Source organism: Pedobacter sp. 01N310, assembly GCF_056399805.1.
In genome coordinates this window covers 46,457-68,495 of the sequence record NZ_JBFTSB010000007.1, presented here as the reverse complement: position 1 = coordinate 68,495, position 22,039 = coordinate 46,457, and the positions used below count along the sequence as shown (strand labels likewise).

Sequence of the window (22,039 nt, the reverse complement as noted above, 5' to 3'; positions counted from 1 at the left end):
TTTAAATAATTAGAACGATGCCCTAACATTAAAACCTAAACTTCTAACCAAAGGCCAGCCACCATATTCAGCAAAAGCACCTGCTCTATTGCTAAAAATACTTTCAGGATTAATACCATCCTTAGCCGTTTTATACAAATAGGCTAGATTTCTACCTGTTAAGTTTAAACTTAAAGTATTTATTTTCAATTTACTTAAATATTTGCTAGGCACGGTGTATCCTACAGTTACTTCGCGAAGCGCCACCCAAGAATTTTCAAATACCGAATACTCTCTGATACCACTAGACCATTGACTTAAATTTTCATAATATGCATAAGCTGGTATTGGTTTTAATAAACCTTGTTTAACAGCATCTGCATAGGTCATTCCACCTAAATCTACTCCATTGGCTTTTAATCCATCATTCAATACACCATCAGGAATAATACCATCATGCTGTACTACGCCGTTTGCATCGGTATAAGTTACACCACCTGAGCCTTCATCCCTACCAAAAAGTGAATTGGCAAACGAACCGTTAGCTGATCCATATTGATGGGTTCCAGAGGCCATTAAACCACCAATTTTAGCATCAATTTGAAAACTTAATGTAAAGTTTTTATAAGATAATTCTTGTCTGGTACTGGCAAGATATTTCTCCATCATAGTACCTAAATTTTTCTTTGTACCATCATAATCCTGCGATCTTACATAGGTGTAATAACCACCGGTAGTTCCATAACCAGTATTACCTAATACTTTTTTACCATTATTTGGACTGGCAATTGGATTACCGCTTGCATCTTTCTTTTGATAATATGAATAACCATATCCAGTAATCAATGAACCATATTGTTCGCCTACTCTGGCTACTGAAGTGATGTCGTTACCAAAAGCTAAATCCAGGTCGTAATTTTCAACACCAGGTGCCAATTCCAATATTTTGTTGCGGTTCCGCGTAAAAGTAACTGAAGCATTCCAATTAAAATCTTTTGATACGATTGGTTTTCCAGTAACCAAGATCTCGATACCTTGATTTTGGATATTACCCGCATTTAAAGCTTGTGAACTCACTCCAGACTCTTGTGGTAATGCAAAACTTAAAATTTGATTATAAGAATTTTTCTTATAATAAGCAAAATCAATGTTGATACGGTTTTTTAAGAAACCTAAATTGGTTCCAATTTCAAGTTCCTTGGTTAACTCATTCTTTAAATTGTTGTTTTTAAGAATATTGTCGCTAAACCCATAAACCGACTGGTTACCACCATTCGCATTACTGAAAGTACCATCTTGTAATCTATAGTAGCCGGCTGTATTAGTATATTGTGGCTGAGCCGATAAACCTGTGTAAGAATATGATGCTCTTAACTTACCAAAAGATAATATCGAATTATCTTTGAATGCAGGTAATTCTGTGAATATCCATGCCAAACCTACACTTGGATAGAAGTACGAATAATTACCATGGCCGTCTTTATAGGTTAATGCCGATGACCAGTCATTTCTTCCACTAAAATTTAAAGTTAACATGTTTTTCCAGGTAATATCACCATACAAATAAACCGCATCAGTACGTTCACCTAAATTTGGATAGGCAGTTGTTGATGCTGGATTAATTGAGTTCCCAATAGAGTATACATCAGGAATTTTAAGCCCGCCATTGGTATAAGATCTGTTATAAAATGCAGAATTACCAAGATTTTTTTGATAAGTTTCCCCACCTAATGAAGCATTTAATTCAAAATCGTTTGATAATTGTTTTGTTGCATTTAATAAACCCTGAATACGATAAGATTTATTGGTATTTTGTGTTATCTCATAATCGCCACCTGAAAAGGCTACACCAGCTCCTCTATTTTTTCTTTCATAAGCAATATTATAAAAGTTAGTATTGGTTCTTACCAAAGCAGAAAGCCATGGAAGGATTTTGATATTTACGTCAATATTGGCCAATAAATTATTTTCTTTTTGCGTTCTGTTATCATTTTGAAGTCCATAGGCAAATGATCCTATACCATAAGGGTCATAAAGATTACGATTGCTGGAACCTAAAGCACCACCAGTTACCGGGTTGATATTGTTATCAATATAAGCACTTAAATCAACGTTTCTAGGCTTATAATACGTAAATGCAAATAATGGGTTATTGGCACTTCCTTGTCTTGCCGGATTCAATGAATTCGACATCGTATAATTTACACTCGCATCAACAGAAATTGATTTTGAAATTACCCTGGTCACTCTAAGCGCAAATGCATCTCTTTTTAAGTTATTACCGGGTAAAACACTTGAATTATATAAATTGGTATAAGCTAAACGATAAGTTGTGTTTTCATTTGCACCTTCAACTGATACATTGGTATTGATGAATTTTCCGGTATTAAAATAATCTAATGGATTATTGGCTACCCATGGCCTAACTACCCCATCTAAATCTTTAACCATTCTTCCATCCAATTTAGGGCCAAAAGAATATCCACCTACATAATAACCGGCCTGCTGATCAACAACATCCATCCCATTTGCATCTTTTGCAAAAACAGGTGAAATTCCACCTCCATACTCATTTTGAAGATCTACAAATTTATAAGCATCGTCAAAAGAACTGGTTTGTGAAACAGTTACACCTAAACCTTTGGTAGTTTTACCTTTTTTTGACGTAATAAGGAGTACACCACCAGCTGCTTTAGATCCATATAGTGCCGAAGCTGCAGCTCCTTTTAACACACTAATGCTTTCTATATCATCAGAATTAATATTTTTCATGATATTACCAAAATCTGCGGCATCACCCCATGAATCTGCTCCAGAGGTGCCAGGTTCTAACAATATACCGTCATAAACCACCAAAGGTTGTGTATTTGAACTTAACGATGAATTACCTCTGATTCTTATTCTGGAAGAAGAAGAAGGACCACTGGCACCTTGATTGATCATAACCCCTGCTACTTTACCCTGTAAAGCATTTACCACATTGGCGTTATTTGCTTGTGCTAATTCTGCTCCACCAACAGCTGTTGCAGAATAACTTAGTCTTTTAACTTCTTTTTTAACACCAAAACCAGTAACAATAACTTCATTTAGTGATTTGGAATCATCGTGCATTACAATAGCCAGATTTGATGAGGCAGCAACTTCTTGAGTGACTAAACCAATAGATTTAAAAATCAATCTAGCGCCATCTTTTACCGTAAGGGTAAATCTACCTTCGGCGTTGGTAGAAGTTCCATTTTGAGTTCCCTTTTCGAGAACACTCACCCCAGGAATGGGATCACCGGACGCGTCTTTAACGGTACCAGTAATATTCTTCTGTGCAAAAGCGGTTATTGTTAAAAAACATAACAATAGCACACTTAGACACTTTAAGTACATTTTTTTCATAATTTTATTTGTTTAGTTGATATTAGTTTGAAATAATTCGGGACTTGGTTGAGGATCATTTTTTCATTTATGCATACAGTTCGCTTATTAGTTAAAAACTTGTTTAATTCTTTATTCAATTGAAATTAGCTTAATCAAATAAGCTATTTTCGACCATCAAACTGGCGGCAGCCAATAATTCAGCCTCATCACTTAAACTAGAGCATTTAATTTCTGTTTGTTCGGCTACCCGAGGTATACAAAACTCGTTAATTGCCTGTTGTATTGGCGGCAGAAGCATTTTTCCAGCTTTTGCACCACGGCCACTTAATACAATCCGTTCAGGATTCATAATATGGATTAAAGTTGCCAATCCTTTACCAATCTGAAATGCGGCATCAGCTAAAATAGAAATAGCAACAGGGTCTTGTTTTACAACTGCATTCAAGAAATGATCTACATGGCTTTTACTTTTATCATTAAAAAGCGTTCTTAAACTTGTTTCTTCTCCATTTTTTACCGCTGTTTCTGCTTTTTGAACCATCACCAAAAGAGACGTTTCCACTTCAAGGCATCCCCGCTTACCACAAGAGCACAAGGTATTGGAATTAGATAAAGGGATATGGCTAAATTCGCCAGCATAACCGCTACTCCCCCGGTATAATTTGCCATTAATAATCATCCCTAAACCTGTGCCCCAGCCAATATTAACTACAAGCACATCTTTTAAATTTCTTGCTTCACCAAAGTTCAATTCAGCTAAGGCAATCAAACTCGAGTCGTTATCTATGTAAACCGGTAAACTTAATTTTTTAGCGAGATAGTCTTGCAGGCTTATATCGTTTTCAACCTGCATAAATGAATAGTTCATTCCCTTCTCTGCATTTACAAAACCCGGCATACCAATACCAATTCCCAATAAATTTTCTTTATTGATTGTTGATTTCTTTATGCAGTGGTCAATAAATTCAATTAAAGTATCAGCACTTTTACTCTCGGTCATGTCTAAATCAATCACCTGCGTGGGTAAAACCTGATGATTTGACAAATCATATATGGTTAATTGACTGGTTAACTGATCCATTGCTACTGCTATTATATACCTTTTGTAATCAGGGTTTAATAAAAAATTTAAAGGGCGGCGGCCCCCGGTAGATGGTGCCAATCCTTGCTCTATAATTAAGCCGTCTTCTATCAAAGCATTTACAGTCGACGTAATTAGAGGCAGGCTCTTTTTAGTACGTTTACTTAAATCGGTAAGCGATGATTTTTTTTTATAATAAAGTAGCTTAATAATGTCGGCCCTTAGTCGTTGTGCTTTCTTAATAGTTGCTGACATTTTTTTAATTTGGTTACATAAAAATATAAAAAAAACAAAAGAAATGCAATCTTTTTAAAAAAATTAAAAAGAAAGTTATTTTATATACATATTCACAAAAACATGATACTGGTTTTGTTTCATAATCTGTTTGGTAAGGGTTAGTTAAATTGGTTAGTTACTTTATCAGTATTATTCGATTAGTAGTTTGCAATAATAATTTGAACTATTTAATCATGGGAAAAACTGAACCCATTAATTTTATCAGGAGATGTAAATTGAATATACAGTTAGATTTTTACATGTTTTTTACTAACCACTGACATAACAAACTTATGAAAAAAAAATATAAACAATGAAGACTTTTTAATTTTTTTAAAAAGGTGATTTTGGCACAAAAAAAAAGCCTGCGTAAAGCAAGCTTTTTCAAAAAAATATCCTATAAATTAATGGATGCCCATAAACAACCTGCTCCATCTTATTTTATGCAAGAAAGATGCAGTACTATCCCAGCTCATCCAAACAAATAAAGCTTTACCTACAATATGGTCTTCTGGCACAAAACCCCAATAACGCGAATCGGCCGAATTGTGACGGTTATCACCCATCATCCAATAGTAGTCCATTTTAAAAGTATAAGTAGTGGCTACTTTATCATTAATATACCAAATACCTGCTTTTTGCTCTACTTTATTTCCTTCGTAAGTTCTAATAGCCCTGTAGTACAGCGGCATGGTATTGCTATCGATTTTAACGGTCCATCCTTTTGAAGGGATTTTAATCGGCCCGAAGTTATCCCTGTTCCATACTCTGTTGGGATCGTTCGGAAAAACACCTCCCGGAACATCCCCAGCAGCATCGGGACTTAAGGTAACTGATTTCACAAAATCAAATGCTTTTAATTTACCGGCAATTTCTGGCGATGCATCTACAACGTATGTCTTATCTGCAATAGCAGGTGTTCCGCCTAAATTAAGTTTAAATTCATCAAGTATAGAATAATTAAAGTCCATGGTTTTAAACTCGATGCGATATGGCATCATACCCGTGTTTTTTAAAGGCTCATTTTTGCCATTTACATTGGCAATACCATTGCTCATCGAAATTACATCGCCCGGAATACCTATACATCTTTTAATAAAATTCTCCCGTTTATCTACCGGGCGGTCTATTATCGTAAATGTGCTTCTAACCTGCTGCCGGCCCATACTGCGTTCTAATGCGTAATAACTTTCTGCCTGGTTTTCTACAGCTACAGTGTCTCCTTCAGGAAAGTTGAATACCACAACATCGTTTCTCTTAATTTTAGATAAACCCGGTAAACGATGATATTTCCACTGCACACCATCCCAATAAGCTTTGGTAGAAGTGGTTAAAGGCATAGTATGGTGAGCAAAAGGAAAAGCAACGGGAGTCATTGGGATACGAGCACCGTAATTAACTTTACTCACAAAAAGGAAATCGCCAATAAGCAAAGATCTTTCCATCGAACCAGATGGAATGGTGTAAGCCTCAATAAAAAATACGCGGATGATGGTTGCTGCTACTACTGCAAAAACAATTGCATCAACCCACTCACGGGTTTTAGTTTTTTTCTTCTTTGGGGCATCTTTTTTTCGTTGCCAGAATTTATAATTCATATATCTTATTTTTGGTTTGCGATTTATTAATCGGTTACCTGTTATCTGTACTTCCTTTGATGTGATTTCACAGATTTAGTGATTTCACAGATTATATTGTGCTTTGGTCTTTCAGCTTTAGGCTTTATTCAAAAATATCAGTAATGCTGAAAAATCCTTTTTTATCTTTCAACCATTCTGCCGCCACAACTGCACCTAAAGCAAAACCAGCTCTATTATGGGCAGTGTGTTTAATTTCTATTTCATCTACCTCACTACTGTAAATTACAGTATGTGTACCTGGAATATTTTCTATTCTATGCGATTCTATCAGCAGTTGCTCCGTTTTCGGAAACATTTCAACATCGGTCCCAACCACTTCGTTTAACCATTCTTGTTTTCTGTCCAGGTTATCTACAATCCCTTCTGCAAGGGTAATGGCCGTACCACTTGGTGCATCCAGTTTTTGCGTGTGGTGAATTTCTTCAACCTGCACCTCATAGGCCGGGTAGTTATTCATCAGCTTGGCCAAAGTTTGATTGAGCTTAAAGAATAAATTTACGCCAATACTAAAGTTAGACCCAAAAAGCAACGTATTGTTACTGTTGTTGCAATCGTCTTTTACTTCCTGGAGTTTTCCATACCAGCCTGTTGTACCTACAACTATAGGCACATTGGCATCAAAGCAGGCATCAATATTTTTCAAAACCGAATCAGGCGTACTAAAATCGATAGCTACATCAGCCGATTTTAAATTTTGTCTGGTTAAATCTTCCTGGTTATCGATCGTTATTTTTAAAACAATTTCGTGGCCACGTTCTACTGCAAATTTTTCGATAATCTGCCCCATTTTACCGTACCCTAAAAGCGCAATTTTCATCTGTTTATATTTATTTTCAGTTTTTATTCTTGTTATATCTAACCCTTAGCAACGGATAAACAATTATGATTTCAAATGTAGTATCCTATATTGAATATTCATGATGGTTTCCTATATTAAAATGTTAGTGATAATTTTAATGCAGGCGTTGCATTGAAACCATATATCGAATTGGTGTTAATCATAGATGGCATTACCTTAAAAGAAAGGTTATCATCAATATTGAAGAAATGCAAACGGGCTGCAACATAGGCATCAACTATATTGGCGAAATAAACCAAACCGTAAGAGAACAATACAATCTGTTTATTCCTTCTATAGGTATCTTTACGCTGGGTGATGCCTGAAGTAGAATAACGGCTACCAAAAGGGCCGCTAGGATCAGGTTGATCACCATGCTCAAGGCGATACTGTAACTCTGTCAGCGATAAATTATATTGTTTGCTACTTTCGATGTACGACATGGTAAGTACGGTTATACCACCATAAATAGCTGCTATTTTACCACCAGTATACAGCTTTTGAAAAAACTGGCTTTTTCCGGCTCTTGTACCATAACCGTCGTTAAGCAGCTGCATATTGTACAATTGACCCCAGCCTGGTATAATCATCGATCTGAAAACCGCTTTTCTACCGGCAACCTTACCCGGGTTAACATACTTGGCTTTCATCGAATCCTTTCTGGTCATCGGTTTTTTAGCCGCAGTATCTAACGATTTAGACAATTTAATTTTCGAAGTATCAACAGGTTTTAATACCGTATCCTTAACCTGCGCCGAGGCTAAGTTTACAAGAAAAAATGTAAATGCAGCAACCAGTATTAAAAGCTTAGTCTTTTGCATTACCAGTCTAATAACTCTAAAATTCGGTTTAAGTCATCATCACTCATAAAAGGTATTTCTATCGCTCCCTTACCGTTCTGACTTACTTTTAACTTTACGCGGGTAGCAAATTTAGAGGCCAGATCGTCCTGCAATTTTTGATATTGAAAAGAAACAGCTTTTTCTTTCGATTTTTCGCTGCCTTTTAAAGGTACATGCTGCAAATTACGTACAAGCTCTTCTACCTTGCGTACCGATAATCCTTTTTCTAAAATTTCCTGGTGGATAAACAATTGTTTGTCAACACCATCAACGTTAATTAAGGCTCTTGCGTGCCCCATGCTAATTTTCTGATCGCGGATGGAAGCCTGAATAGCTGGCGGAAGTTTTAACAAACGCAGGTAATTGGTAACCGTTGTACGGTTTTTACCTACACGTTCGCCTAATTGCTCTTGTTTTAAGCCTACCTCGTCAATCATCCGCTGGAAACTCAATGCCACTTCAATGGCATTTAAATTTTCGCGTTGAATATTTTCGATCAAGGCCATTTCCAACATCTGTTGGTCGTTGGCACTGCGGATGTAAGCAGGAATCTGTGTTAAGCCAGCTAACTTCGAAGCCCTGAACCTACGCTCGCCAGAAATGAGCTGGTATTTGTTTGCGCCAAGTTTTCTAACTGTAATTGGTTGTATTAAACCTTGTATCTTAATCGAATCGGCAAGCTCGTTTAAAGCTACCTGGTCAAATTCGGTACGTGGCTGGTATGGATTGGTTTCAACTTCAGTTAAACTTACGTGACTGATATTGCCAATCTGCTCGGTTTCGCTAACAGCATTTACCTGCTGTTTCGGCGGATGAGAAGATTCGCTATCATCTAAAAGCGCACTTAACCCTCTTCCTAAACCTGTTTTTCGCTGAAAAGATGTCATCTATAATTTATAAAGTTGCTGTTCCTATGTTTTCTTCTTCCTTTAAAAGGCCGTTTTTCTTCACAATTTCGCGGGCAAGATTAAGGTAGTTAATGGCACCTTTGCAATTGGCATCGTGCATAATTACCGAAACGCCATAACTAGGTGCTTCACTTAAACGTGTATTACGCTGAATAATGGTATCGAAAACCAGTTCGTGGAAATGTGTTTTTACCTCTTCTACCACTTGGTTTGATAAACGTAAACGCACATCGTACATGGTTAATAAAATACCTTCAATTTCCAGATCAGGGTTTAAACGGTTCTGAACAATCTTTATGGTATTTAATAATTTACCCAAACCTTCAAGCGCGAAATACTCACACTGAACAGGAATAATAACCGAATCGGCCGCTGTTAAAGCATTGATGGTGATTAAACCTAAAGATGGTGAACAATCGATGATAATAAAATCATACTGATCTTTTATCTTCTCCAAAACCGCTTTCATTTTGTACTCGCGGTTGTTCAGGTTAATCATCTCGATTTCTGCACCAACCAGATCGATGTGGGCGGGCAGTAAATCTAAATTTGGTGTATCCGTTTTTTGGATGGCCTGTAAAGGATCGATATCATTAATGATACACTCATAAATACTATCTTTAATATTCCGGGGATCGAAACCGATACCTGAAGTCGAATTTGCCTGAGGATCAGCATCAACCAGTAAAGTTTTGTATTCTAATACGGCCAAACTCGCAGCCAGGTTTATAGATGAAGTTGTTTTACCAACACCACCTTTTTGATTTGCTAATGCAATAATTTTGCTCATCTATGTATCCGAAATTTACTTAACGTTTATTTGGGCTGTGTTATTTATGCCTTTTAATTGGCAAAAAGTTCTATTTTTGCGTTGTTTACGGCCTTTTTCACAATCAGCTAAGATACAAACTATATGGCAATTTTAGCAAGAAGCGTGTTTGGGTTTTACACATCTTATTAACAATTATCCATGATCACAATTATAGCCGCAACCAACAGGCCCAATAGCAATACGCTAAAAGTTGCTAAATATTACCAAAGGCAACTAAAAGAAAAAGGAACCGATGCCAATTTGTTCAGCCTGGAGCACCTGCCTATAGATGTTTTGAATACGGATATGTATGGCAAACGATCGGAAGCTTTTCAAAAAATCCAAAACATGATTAATAACACCGAAAAGTTTTTATTTATCATGCCCGAGTACAATGGAAGCTACCCAGGTGTACTAAAAGTATTAATAGATGCCTGCAATTTCCCTGATAGTTTTTATGATAAAAAGACCGCTTTAGTCGGCATCTCTTCTGGTAAATATGGCAACATCCGCGGGGTTGACCATTTCACAGGCGTTTGCCATTATATTCATCTGCATATTTTGCCCTTACGTTTGCACATTCCGAATATTAAAACAGAGTTAGATGCAGAGGGTAATTTCAATCATCCGGATACCATCAAGTTTACCAACGAGCAGATAGATAAGTTTATCAAATTCTAATCGTCATTCATTTTTTCCTGCACCCTGCAGCCCTAAATCTTATTACCGGCCACGCCACCTAAACCCGATGGGAAGCGGCACGCAGTAAAGCTGACAGTTGGACTGCATTTCCCTAAATGCCCAAAACTGCTTTTCGAAAAAAATAAAACGCTATTCTTCTTTTGAAAAGCAAAGCCTGTGTTTCATATTAGTGTCACTCCTGCTTTCTGTTACAAGTCCTCGCTACGCTGTGGGCTTTCCACGTCAATCAGGTTTAGGAAACAAAAGACAGCGCCATAACCTTAAAAATCGTTCAGTCTAAATTAAATTTTCATTTTCTGCACCCTGCAGCCCTAAATCATGGTACAGACCGTGCCACCTAAACCCAATGGAAGCGGGCACGAAGTAAAGCGGACAGTGGGAAGTATTATCCTAAATGCTTCCGAACCTGCTTTCCAAAAAAAAAGCTAATATTTATTTTTTGTTTTGAAAAGCAAAACCTGTATTTCATAGGAACGTTTGTCCCTGCTCTCCGCTTTACTCCGTTTCACTCCGTGTTCGCTGCGATCAGGTTTAGGGAACAAAAAACAGTGGTTTAAAATCCAAAACCAATCGTTCAAAATGACAAAAACCCTTCCAAAATGAAAAGGTTTTTTGCTTAAAACAATTTCAAAAACATCATAAAAGACTATAAAACAATAACTTAAACAATAACCCAATCTACTGGCATAGCTATTGACTACAGGCTAAACAGATGCTATTTATTTAACCTTTGTTATGTAATTTAGTTAATCAGGAAACAGATTTAAATTATAACCTATTTTTACACAAAAAAGAGAAAAATTGCTTTGCGTTAATAGCAAAAATCTCTCCGCCCTTTGCGGTTAAACAAAAAAGTCATGAAACCATCAATGATTTACAAAACTTCACAATAAATAAGTAAATCATGATAGCTTCATCACCATTAAAAAAATAAAAACAGATGAAAATAAAAACCAAGCTCCGCCTCGGATTCGGGTTTCTCTTTATACTTGTTTTATCCTTTGGATTAATCGCGCTCTTTTTCTTAAACGAGCTTTCCGATAAATCGAAGGTAATTCTTAAAGACAACTATAAATCGTTGAAATATGTTGCTGCTATGCGCAATGTAATCGATCAGAACCAATTTCCATTAAGCAGTACTCAACTGGCTGTATTTAGGGAAAACTTAAAAAATGAAGGGTTAAACATTACCGAACCCGGCGAAAAAGTGGCTTTCCAGAAATTAGCAACGGCTTTCAACGTACTAAACGGCCCACAATCGTTAACCATTAAAGAAAATAGCATTAAAAATTTGCGCGTTGCGCTACAAAATATCGAACAGGTAAATATGAAGGCCATTTACGATAAAAATGAATTGGCTAATGAAACCTCATCGAGGGCAAACCTCTACATCATGATTGCCGCTACCCTGAGTTTTATTATCCTCTTTACGTTCATTGTAAACTTTCCAGGTTTTGTGGCCAACCCTCTTGCTGAATTTAGTGCTGCGATAAAGCAGATCAGTCGTAAAAATTATAAACAGCGCCTGCATTTCGAAAACGAAGATGAGTTTACAGAACTGGCAGATTCCTTTAACGGAATGGTAGTTAAATTAAACGAATGGGAAAACAGCAACTTATCTAAAATTAAATCCGAAAAATCGCGTATTGAAGCCATTATTGCACAAATGCAGGATGCTATAATCGGCTTAAATGAAAAGGGAGAAGTACTCTTTCTAAATCATCTGGCTGCAAAACTGATGAGTCTGGATGAAGATAAGGTTATTGGCCAAAACGTGGCCGAACTGATGCAAAAAAACGAGCTGCTTAAACGGATCATTAAACCGGAAACAGAGGACAATACCTTAAAAATTTATGCTGATGATAAAGAATCTTATTTCCTGTTGGAAAACCGCGAAATCATCATCCCAAATTATGAAGAGCAGGATGAAAACACTTTAATTGCCTCATCTAAATCTGCAGGAAGCGTTTACACGTTAAAAAATATTACGCAGTTTAAAGAGCTCGATGAAGCCAAAACAAATTTTATCGCTACAGTTTCGCACGAGTTAAAAACACCACTATCATCTATCAAAATGAGCTTGAAATTGCTAAACGATGAGCGTGTGGGCACCATGAACGAAGAACAGCATGAGCTGCTCAACCACATCAAAGAAGATAGCGACAGATTGCTAAAAATCACCAGCGAACTTTTAGATCTTTCGCAAGTAGAAACCGGTAATTTAAAACTCACTTTTGCCATAACCAAACCCGAAGAAATTGTAAGTTATGCCGTTGATGCCGTTAAATTTCAGGCTGAACAAAAATTGATTCAACTGGTACTTAACTGCAGTCAGAACTTGCCGGATGTGAATGCTGATATCCAGAAAACAGCCTGGGTACTGGTTAACTTTTTATCTAATGCATTGCGGTACAGTTCAGAAAAATCGAAGGTAATCATCGATGTTTTCCAAAAAGACAAGTTTATCGAATTTTCTGTGCGCGATTTTGGAAAAGGCATCGACGAAAAATATCAGAAAAGATTATTCGACAGGTATTTCCAGGTACCAACAGATGGACAGAATAAATCGGGCTCCGGATTGGGCCTCGCCATTTCTAAAGATTTTATTGAAGCCGAAAACGGAAAAATATGGGTGGTAAGCGCCATTGGCGAAGGCAGCAAGTTTTGTTTCAGCTTGCCAGTTGTAGAATAGATTCCGCGTTTTTTTTACCACAGAGGACACCGAGTTTTGCACTGAGGTACACAGAGTATAAAACAAATACAATAGCTATGCGCTTAACTCGGTGTGCTCCGTGGCCTACCCTCTGTTTTCTCTGTGGTTAAACTGAAGATGATTATGCTGCCAAACGCTCAGCGCCTTACGTTTACACTATATAAGGCTCCATTTCCTTATCAATGCTTTTACGCAGTTCCATTAATTTAATGGCGTAGCCATGCATGGCAACTTCTTTTTCGGTTTTTGGCTTAAAGGCTGGGATTCCTTTTGGCTGCCCATCGTCGTCTACTGCAACAAAAACAATAATACAGTGTGTATTCTTAACAAAATCGGTTTGCCCTACTGGTTTCGAAAAAGCATCAACGGCAATATGCATACTGGTTTTACCCGTGTAAATAATTCGTGCTTCCATTTTAACCAAGTGCCCGATATGAACAGGATGAAAAAAACGGATTCCCCCAACATAAACCGTTACACAATAAGTTTGGCTCCATTGTAAAGCACAGGCAAAAGCAGCCTGATCGATCCATTTCATCATCATCCCACCATGTACCTTACCTCCATAATTAACATCAGAGGGTTCGCTTAAAAATTGAAGTTCGATATGGTTTTTGGTTCTGGGCATGGTAATATTTCGTTAAAAATTGCTTGGTTTTAATGTCTTTGCTAAGATATTATAAAATAAGCTATTTTCCTGCGGTCAGCTGTTATGATCTGTTAAGATGACTCGGCACAATTAACTGCCAATTACAAAAATAGTCCCGCAGATTTAAGATGATTAACGCAATTGATTATTTTTCTGCGGCTATCAGTGAGATCTACGGGAAAGAACTCTCACAGCGGTCGTCATCCTGAGTTCATCTCAGGATCTGACTCGCGTAATGGATATAATCGCGCTGTCAGATGTTACCATCTGACTCCACAAAATATTAACCACAGATAAAAAGGATAAACACAGATAGATATCTTTGATCCGTGTTTATCTGTGTCCATCCGTGGCAAAAAAACAATAAAAAAGTCGTAGCGAGACGCTACGACTAGAAGAGAATCAGTTGGTAACAACCGACACCACATCAAACTGCCCCACCTATCGAATTATTTCGCCATAATACTAATCGCGTATCCTCCACCTGGTGCACAATATTGAGCTAATTTAGTTTTGTTGGTTACCTCCATTTTACGAATGGTATAGGCTTTAGGGTTGGTTTCGTAATGGGCATCTTTTGCATCGGCATAAATGGTTGCGGTATATTTTTTGCCAGGATCCAAAAAGCTAAAATCAATTTTAGATGTCCGCGCCACTTCATCATTGGTGCGACCAACAAACCAGTTGTTTTTACCTTTCGCCTTACGCGCAAAAGTGATATAATCGCCTGGTTCTGCTTCTAAAACTTTGGTATCGTCCCAATCTACCGCCACATCTTTAATAAACTGAAAAGCATCCATGTACTTGTTATAAGTTTCAGGCAAATCGGCAGCCATTTGCAGCGGACTATACATGGTAACATAAAGTGCCAACTGGCGAGCCAATGTACTATGCACAAAAGAGGTATTTTCGGGATTATAAACACTTACTTTAGTTTCAAAAATACCTGGGGTATAATCCATTGGCCCACCTATTAAACGTGTAAAGGGTAAAATGGTAGTGTGATCAGCATTGTTCCCTCCAAAAGCTTCATATTCTGTCCCCCTTGCCGATTCGTTTCCGATTAAGTTCGGATAAGTACGTGCCAGGCCTGTTGGGCGAACAGCCTCATGTGCATTCACCATTATTTTATATTCCGCTGCTTTTTGGATGGCATACAGGTAATGATTGTTTAACCATTGGCCATAATGATGCTCTCCCCTTGGGATCATGTTGCCTACATAACCGCTTTTAACGGCATCGTAGCCATTGGCTTTCATAAATTTATAAGCGCTATCTAAATGGCGCTCATAATTACGTACCGACGAAGAAGTTTCATGGTGCATAATCATTTTAATGCCTTTGCTTGCAGCGTAACGGTGCAGTTCTTTTACATCGAAATCGGGATAGGGCGTTACAAAATCAAACACATAATCTTTTGTTTTACCGAACCAATCCTCCCAGCCCTCGTTCCAGCCTTCAACCAAAACAGCATCCAATCCGTTTTTAGCAGCAAAATTGATGTATTCTTTTACATGTGCGGTATTTGCAGCATGTTTCCCGTTGGGATTTGTTTTTGCATAATCGGTTACGCCCAATTGCACACTGGTTAAATCATTATAGGCCCAGGTACTTTTACCTGTAATCATTTCCCACCAAACACCTACATACTTGGTTGGCTTTATCCACGATACATCTTTAAATTTTGTTGGCTCGTTTAAGTTATAGGTTAGCTTTGAGGTTAAAATGTCACCTGCTTTATCACTCACAATAATGGTTCTCCAGGGCGATAAACAGGGTGCCTGCAAATAACCTTTATCGCCAACTGCATCAGGTGTTAACCACGATTCTAAAACCATATTTTTATCGTCGAGATTTAACGACATTAGCGAATAGTTGATTAATGCCGCTTCATGGATATTGATGTACAAACCATCTTTGCTCTTCATCATCAACGGCGTTTGTAAACCCGTTGGTGAGAAAGTAGTTTGTGAAGCATTCGGCGTTATAGCAGTCTTCATTTTACCTCGTACTTCTGATAAGTTTGAGGTTACCGTACTGTATTCCTGTGTATCATAATCACCAGGAAGCCAAAATGCTTTATGATCGCCAGCTAAGGCAAACTGGGTTTTCTCTTCTTTAATTACGAAATAATCTAAGTTTTTTTGTTCAGGAAATTCATATCTAAAACCCAAGCCATCGTTAAACAAACGTAACCGCACAATGATATAGCGGTTAGTTTCCTTTTGCGTTAAAGTTACCGCCAGTTCGTTGTAATGATTTACAATTTCTTTTACTTCGCCCCAAACTGGTTTCCAGGTCTCGTTAAAAGTACTGGTTTTGGTATCACTTATGGTAAAACCGTTCATTAAAGATTTACCATCTTTAAGTTCAAGCCCCAGCTTACTGGTTTTAATAACGTCTTTTCCTTTGTACTTTAAGCTATAGGTTGGCACTCCCCCTTCGGCCAAAGCAAAACTGGCTACTAAATTGCCATCCGGCGACTTCAAATTCTTTCCGGGAACGTTCCCGAAAACATTCCCAAAAAATAGCAAAGTGCATATTAAAGTAAGGATTTTAAAGCGGTTAAAGGATTGGTTAGGTTTCTTATTCATGTTATCATTTATTTTTGTTATTCCTATTTATATACATTAGAACTTGCAGGTTTTGGTTTCTTTAATACAAAAACGCATTTGATTAAATACAATTTATATCTAAGTTAGATACTAATCCGGTATAACCTGATACAAAAAGTATTTCTACTTTACTATGTTTCGGTTTGTGACGACACGAACCGCGGCGGAGGTTAATATTAATGGCCTCATTGAGCGCTACGCCGTTTAAAAACCTGCGAGGTCTAGTCACGCAATATCTCCGCGTTAGGGATTGTAAGGGTTCAGTACCGATCCTTCATCGGTACCGGAGCGAAGCGTAGCCCTGAAAAGCCCGCCCCTTTCCCGTTTTTCACGGGATTGGGGAACGCCAAAACAAGCTGGCAGTTTGCAGTTCACACCTGGCGATGAGCAACGTCAGTCTATTCAAAATAGATCCTGAAACAAGTTCAGGATGACGATACGATATAAAAATCGGAACGGGATGACGTATTGCGAGTTACTCTAAAAGCAAGGTATCATCATCTTCATCGGTTAAGCTCAGCTGCACACTATCGCTACCCGCAATACCTTCTATCGAACCGCGGATATGGGTCGCATTTAACAATACTTTTTCTAACTGCTTTTCACGTGCTTTCCATAAGCGTTCCATCGCATCACGCTCGCGTTGTATGGATAGTTTCATGCTCATAAAACCTTCTCTAATGGCTTTCCATTGTTCTGAAAACTCTGCTCCCATTAAATAATCGTAAAGCATGTGCATTTTTTCGCCGCGGTTTTCCTGCGATTTTACTGCACCTGCCAAGCGCAAAATACCTTCGCGCAACACGTATGCTACAGCATTTACTTCTTCGAAAGAGCAAATCCAAACCCCATCGCGCTGCCCGAAACAATCCATGCCTTTTGGGTAACATTGACTTACGATTACCGCTACATCAATACCCATACTGCGCATATCTTTTTTCAGTTTTTCGATCCAGTCGCCACCAAAATCTTTGGTACGCTTGCTTTCGTAAATAATTTTACCGCATTCCTGTCCAAATTGGTTGCGTACCACCTGTACACAATCTGCACCACGCACTCCTTTGCCAACTTCTTCAATTAAATCGAAAGGATAATTGGTACGAAGCAATTCTTCCAAAATCAGTTCCTGCACTTCGCCCTGCAATTGCATACTGCCCTGCTCAGCCTTACGTTTCATTTCTTCGGCCAATTTTTTCTGGTCGTCGAGCTGTTTTTCCAATTCCTTTAAACGCAATTGGTGTTCGGTATCTTTAATACTATTTTTTTCTGCCTCTTGCTTACGGATCTGTTCTACCAACTCGTTACGCTGCTCTTGCATTTTACGTTGAAAGGCAAGTTCCATTTCTTCTTCCTTTACTTTAAGGCTTTCCTCGCGGCGTAAAAACTCCAGTTCTTTTTCGCGGGCCAACTTTAGTTTTTCAGCATTGTCTTTCGCATTACCTTCGAGCATTTGCAGTTTTGTTTCAAAATCGGCCGAAATACTTTTACGCAGGTTTTCCTCCAGATTATCCTTAAGCTTGGTTTTCTCTTCAGCAAGTTTGGCATCAAAAGCTTTCAATTGCTGTTGTTTTTCTGATTCAAAAACCTGCAGTTTACGTTGATATTCTTCATCTTTCTGCCTTGCATAAGCAGCCGCTTTCTCACGTAACTCTTTCTTATAATCTTCTGCCATGGCTTCTTCCATCGGAAAAACATGGGCACAGTTGGGGCATTTTATTTCGGTAGGCATAAATTATTTTTTTACCACAGCGAACGCTCGGGTTTTGACAAAGATATTAAAGCTTTTTATCAATGTATAAACGAGTTTTGCACCGTTAGCATTAAAGTACCTTCGATCTGATTTCGTGACCGGATGCTAAAATTTTACTTACCGGGCATTTTGCGGCAATTTCTTCCAATCTGATTTTTTGTTCTTCGGTAAGTATTCCTGTACATACAATTTCTTCAAAAAATATGGTTTCCCCATTTTCGGTATCAATATTTACTTCTACCTCAATTCTATCAATTGGCCATTCCTTTCTATCGGCATACATTCTTAAGGTAATGGCTACACACGATGCTAAAGAGGCCATTAACAATCCTTTTGGGGCAAAGCCTTTATGTGTACCACCCAATTCTAAAGGCTCGTCTACTATAATATCATGAGAACCATTTGTTACAGAACATGCATAATGCTCTTTATTTATTGTCGCTTTTACCATATGATTAGTTTTAGTATCCCAAATATTGTGCTTTAACTTTAAACTTAGGTAAAAGTCTGGTCTTTTTTTGAAAACGGATGTCGCAATTTCATGACTGTTGCAGTTTTGCCTTTCGCTGCGGCCCCTACTTAGGTCTTATCAATATAGATACATTAAATTTTAAGATTTCTTTACCGCTCCTTGTCACAGCAGCATTGCCATCTAAACCCGATTTTAGCGAATGCTCTCGATTTAAGCACTTATTTATGGTGTGCTTGCTTGTTTCACAGGTTTCATCGGAGCAGAAGCTGGATTGTTTTTCCAAAAACTACTGCACTTGCTTTCCAAATCAAAAAACATCCAAACATTATAACCCTGCATTTGTTCTTTTTAAAAATGCTACGTTATGAAATACAGAAAGTTAATCGGAAAATATTTAAAGCACGAATCGGATAACAGTGCAAAAATAGCACTGGCCTTAGTTGCTGGTTTAGCGGCGGGTGCAGTTATTAGTATTTTATTTGCTCCTGATAGCGGCGCAGGTACCCGTGGAAAAATTGTTGGCGGAGCTAAAAATCTACGTTACGGCTTTCAAGACAAATACAACCTTTTAAAAGAGAAGGTTTTTGGCGTAGAAGCCATCGAAGAAGATATTATCGAACATGAAGTGCCTCATTTTAAACATAAGGTTGTTAAGAAACGTAAATCGGATGTGCAGGAAATTTTAGAAAATGCACACGAAAATGGCCAGGTACAAGAAGGACAAGGATAAAATGTGGCAAGGTATTAATTGATTATACTTTAACCAATTAATACCTTGCCTCCCCCCTTTATCATTTAAACAAATTCTTAGTTTTACAGGATAATATCTGTATATGATTTTTATCCTCTCAAAGATTTTGCTTTTCGTCATTAAACCTATAGTGTGGATTTTTGTGCTTTTGATTTTTGCAATTGCATCAAAACAATCTAAACAAAGGAAAAGGTATTTAATCTGTATTTTGATTATTTTCTTCTTTTTCTCTAATGGCTTTATTGTTGGGAAAATAATAAGCAGTTATGAAGCTGACTATCCCAGGGCAGGTAAATTCGATGTCGGAATAGTACTTGGGGGCTTCTCTGGTTTAAACAAACGAAATAATGAAATTGCGTTTAATTGGGCAGGAGATAGATTATTCCAAGCAATCGCACTTTATAAAAAAGGACAGATTAAGCAGATATTACTTAGTGGTGGGAGCGCAAATTTAATAGACCAAAAAATTAAAGAAGCTGATTTAGCCATTCAGTACTTAAAATTGATCGGCATTCCTGATTCTGCAATCATGATTGAAAACCATAGCAGAAATACAATCGAAAATGCAAGGTACAGCCTCGCACTCATCGCGAAAAGCAAGCCTAAAGCTAAAATTTTGGTGATTACCAGTGCATGGCACATCCCAAGGGCAAAACTGATTTTTGATAAACAAGCCAAACAGAAAATTGAATATTACCCAACAAATTTTTCTGGAGATACTGAATTCGACTTAAGTGATATCATTATTCCAAATACCAGTGCATTAGGCGTATGGGAAATGTTATTTAAAGAATGGATTGGTTTGGCGGTAGACGGTTTGAGAGCCTAGTTTGGTTAATAGTTCATTAGTTCACTGGGTCATTAGTCAGGAGTAGAAACTAATAAACAACTGACCATTGAACTAATGAACTGCTTTATCCTTCAATTGCTTTCCAAAGCATATCTTTCAGTTCTAAAATATTTTTTTCAGCTACTGACGAAATAAATATAGATGGAATGTTTGGCAGACCCTGTTTCATTTCTTCCATCAGTTCTTCATCTAACATATCTGATTTGGTAATGGCTAAAACATGCGGTTTCTGCATTAATTCAGGATTGTAAGATTCCAGTTCGCTTTTAAGGATTTCGTACTCTTCTTTGATAGAACGGCTTGTATCAGCCGGGACCATGAATAACAATACCGAGTTACGTTCAATGTGGCGTAAGAAACGATAGCCTAAACCTTTACCTTTTGACGCACCTTCGATAATCCCAGGGATATCGGCCATTACAAAAGATTTTCCACCCCTGTAACTTACAATACCCAGATTAGGAACAATGGTAGTAAAAGGATAATCGGCAATTTCTGGCTTAGCAGCCGAAACTACCGAAAGCAATGTAGATTTTCCTGCATTTGGGAAACCAACCAAGCCAACATCGGCCAAAACTTTTAATTCTAAAATGTTCCAAACCTCTTGTCCCTGCTCACCCGGTTGTGCAAAGCGCGGTGTTTGCTGAACCGAATTTTTAAAGTGTGCATTCCCTAAACCACCACGGCCACCAGCTGTTAAAATCTTAGTCTCGCCATCTTTGGTAATTTCGAAAAGGATTTCTCCAGTTTCAGCATCTTTAGCAATGGTACCAAGCGGAACCTCCAGGATCTCATCCTTACCTTGTTTACCGAATTTATGGGAACTACCGCCTGCTCCACCATCTTCAGCAATAATGTGCTTACGGTATTTAAGGTGCAATAATGTCCAGATATGGATACTGCCTTTAACGATAATGTGGCCACCACGACCGCCATCACCACCATCGGGGCCACCCATTGATGTTAAAATATCACGATGTAAATGTGCCGAACCTGCCCCGCCCTTACCAGAACGGCAACAAATTTTTACATAATCTACGAAATTCGAACCCTGTGACATATTTTAATATTGAAATGTTAATACTGGAACGTCGAAAACAACAATTCCTTTAAAATTAAAGAGTTATAACGTTTTAACATTATAACTCTTTTTATGTTTTTGAATATTGGATCGGGAATTAATTAAAACCTTCTCTTTTATATCCGCTACTTGAACTTTATACCTTATACTGATCGATTACAGCGCAAAGATCATTATATACTGTTTCAATTTCACCTATTCCGTTTACTTTGTTCAACTTTCCTTGCTCTTCATAATAAGGCAATACGTGGATGGTTTTATCAAAATATTCTGAAATCCGTTTTTTTAATTTTTCAGCGTCATCATCAGGACGGCCGCTGGTTTTGTGACGTTCGGCAATACGTTTTGTTAACTCGTCCTGGTCAACATCTAAAGCAATAACGCCAGCAATTTTACTGCCTTTACGCTCTAAAAACAGATCAAGCTCTATTGCTTGTGGAACGGTACGCGGAAATCCATCAAACACAAATCCTTTAGCATCAGGATTTTTATCTACCTCTTCTTCAAGCATGGCAATTGTAATGGCATCTGGAACCAATTCTCCATCAGCTAACAATTGACTTACTTTTTTTCCTAATTCGGTTTCTCCTTTAACGTGTGCTCTAAAAAGATCGCCTGTTGAAACGTGTACCAACTGATATTTTGCAATCAGCTTTTCAGATTGGGTGCCTTTACCCGCCCCTGGAGGGCCAAAGAGAACTAAATTAAGCAT

Annotated in this window: 17 protein-coding genes; 4 read left to right on the top strand and 13 right to left on the bottom strand. The window is 37.8% G+C overall.

Annotation, left to right across the window (positions count from 1 at the left end):
- Nucleotides 1-9: 9 nt before the first annotated feature.
- From AC1DNH_RS15865 to AC1DNH_RS15835, 7 genes are all read right to left on the bottom strand, one after another.
- On the bottom strand, nucleotides 10-3,366 hold the full coding sequence (locus tag AC1DNH_RS15865; RefSeq protein ID WP_477625507.1) for a SusC/RagA family TonB-linked outer membrane protein: 3,357 nt from the start codon (nucleotides 3,364-3,366) through the stop codon (nucleotides 10-12).
- A gap of 130 nt (nucleotides 3,367-3,496) precedes the next feature.
- Nucleotides 3,497-4,684, bottom strand: a complete 1,188-nt coding sequence (locus tag AC1DNH_RS15860; protein ID WP_477610606.1) for an ROK family protein — start codon at nucleotides 4,682-4,684, stop codon at nucleotides 3,497-3,499.
- A gap of 425 nt (nucleotides 4,685-5,109) precedes the next feature.
- Nucleotides 5,110-6,303, bottom strand: a complete 1,194-nt coding sequence (gene lepB, locus AC1DNH_RS15855) for a signal peptidase I (protein ID WP_477625506.1) — start codon at nucleotides 6,301-6,303, stop codon at nucleotides 5,110-5,112.
- Nucleotides 6,304-6,427: 124 nt separating this feature from the next.
- Nucleotides 6,428-7,162, bottom strand: a complete 735-nt coding sequence (gene dapB / locus AC1DNH_RS15850; RefSeq protein ID WP_477578971.1) for a 4-hydroxy-tetrahydrodipicolinate reductase — start codon at nucleotides 7,160-7,162, stop codon at nucleotides 6,428-6,430.
- Nucleotides 7,163-7,278: 116 nt separating this feature from the next.
- Nucleotides 7,279-8,004, bottom strand: coding sequence for a DUF5683 domain-containing protein (locus AC1DNH_RS15845; protein ID WP_477610580.1), 726 nt, complete (start codon nucleotides 8,002-8,004; stop codon nucleotides 7,279-7,281).
- A complete protein-coding gene (locus tag AC1DNH_RS15840; protein ID WP_029280116.1) occupies nucleotides 8,004-8,912 on the bottom strand; it encodes a ParB/RepB/Spo0J family partition protein in 909 nt (302 codons plus the stop codon). The genes AC1DNH_RS15845 and AC1DNH_RS15840 overlap by 1 nt, the downstream gene beginning before the upstream one ends.
- A gap of 7 nt (nucleotides 8,913-8,919) precedes the next feature.
- Nucleotides 8,920-9,723 (bottom strand): ParA family protein, encoded by an 804-nt coding sequence (locus AC1DNH_RS15835; protein WP_029280114.1) that lies wholly within the window; start codon nucleotides 9,721-9,723, stop codon nucleotides 8,920-8,922.
- 180 nt (nucleotides 9,724-9,903) lie between these two features.
- On the opposite strand from AC1DNH_RS15835, the gene AC1DNH_RS15830 reads away from it, so the two are divergent.
- Nucleotides 9,904-10,425: an NADPH-dependent FMN reductase gene (locus tag AC1DNH_RS15830; RefSeq protein WP_477578978.1), complete on the top strand. Its 522-nt coding sequence runs from the start codon at nucleotides 9,904-9,906 to the stop codon at nucleotides 10,423-10,425.
- A 961-nt stretch (nucleotides 10,426-11,386) separates the two neighbouring features.
- On the top strand, nucleotides 11,387-13,138 hold the full coding sequence (locus AC1DNH_RS15825; RefSeq protein ID WP_477578980.1) for a HAMP domain-containing sensor histidine kinase: 1,752 nt from the start codon (nucleotides 11,387-11,389) through the stop codon (nucleotides 13,136-13,138).
- A 172-nt stretch (nucleotides 13,139-13,310) separates the two neighbouring features.
- On the opposite strand, the gene AC1DNH_RS15820 is transcribed toward AC1DNH_RS15825, so the two are convergent.
- From AC1DNH_RS15820 to AC1DNH_RS15805, 4 genes are all read right to left on the bottom strand, one after another.
- Nucleotides 13,311-13,787: an acyl-CoA thioesterase gene (locus AC1DNH_RS15820; RefSeq protein ID WP_477578982.1), complete on the bottom strand. Its 477-nt coding sequence runs from the start codon at nucleotides 13,785-13,787 to the stop codon at nucleotides 13,311-13,313.
- Nucleotides 13,788-14,257: 470 nt separating this feature from the next.
- On the bottom strand, nucleotides 14,258-16,402 hold the full coding sequence (locus tag AC1DNH_RS15815; RefSeq protein WP_477578984.1) for a glycoside hydrolase family 97 protein: 2,145 nt from the start codon (nucleotides 16,400-16,402) through the stop codon (nucleotides 14,258-14,260).
- A gap of 496 nt (nucleotides 16,403-16,898) precedes the next feature.
- Nucleotides 16,899-18,152 carry a DUF2130 domain-containing protein gene (locus tag AC1DNH_RS15810; RefSeq protein WP_477578985.1) on the bottom strand — a complete coding sequence of 418 codons (1,254 nt, stop codon included), beginning with the start codon at nucleotides 18,150-18,152 and terminating at the stop codon, nucleotides 16,899-16,901.
- A 91-nt stretch (nucleotides 18,153-18,243) separates the two neighbouring features.
- Nucleotides 18,244-18,624 carry an OsmC family protein gene (locus AC1DNH_RS15805; protein WP_477578987.1) on the bottom strand — a complete coding sequence of 127 codons (381 nt, stop codon included), beginning with the start codon at nucleotides 18,622-18,624 and terminating at the stop codon, nucleotides 18,244-18,246.
- A gap of 385 nt (nucleotides 18,625-19,009) precedes the next feature.
- Here AC1DNH_RS15805 and AC1DNH_RS15800 point away from each other — a divergent pair, with 385 nt between their 5' ends.
- Both AC1DNH_RS15800 and AC1DNH_RS15795 read left to right on the top strand, forming a co-directional pair.
- Nucleotides 19,010-19,375 carry a YtxH domain-containing protein gene (locus tag AC1DNH_RS15800; RefSeq protein ID WP_051691869.1) on the top strand — a complete coding sequence of 122 codons (366 nt, stop codon included), beginning with the start codon at nucleotides 19,010-19,012 and terminating at the stop codon, nucleotides 19,373-19,375.
- Nucleotides 19,376-19,478: 103 nt separating this feature from the next.
- A complete protein-coding gene (locus tag AC1DNH_RS15795; RefSeq protein ID WP_477625505.1) occupies nucleotides 19,479-20,225 on the top strand; it encodes a YdcF family protein in 747 nt (248 codons plus the stop codon).
- An 85-nt stretch (nucleotides 20,226-20,310) separates the two neighbouring features.
- Here AC1DNH_RS15795 and obgE read toward each other — a convergent pair whose 3' ends face one another.
- Nucleotides 20,311-21,306 carry a GTPase ObgE gene (gene obgE, locus AC1DNH_RS15790; protein ID WP_477609417.1) on the bottom strand — a complete coding sequence of 332 codons (996 nt, stop codon included), beginning with the start codon at nucleotides 21,304-21,306 and terminating at the stop codon, nucleotides 20,311-20,313.
- 157 nt (nucleotides 21,307-21,463) lie between these two features.
- A complete protein-coding gene (locus tag AC1DNH_RS15785; RefSeq protein ID WP_121283653.1) occupies nucleotides 21,464-22,039 on the bottom strand; it encodes an adenylate kinase in 576 nt (191 codons plus the stop codon).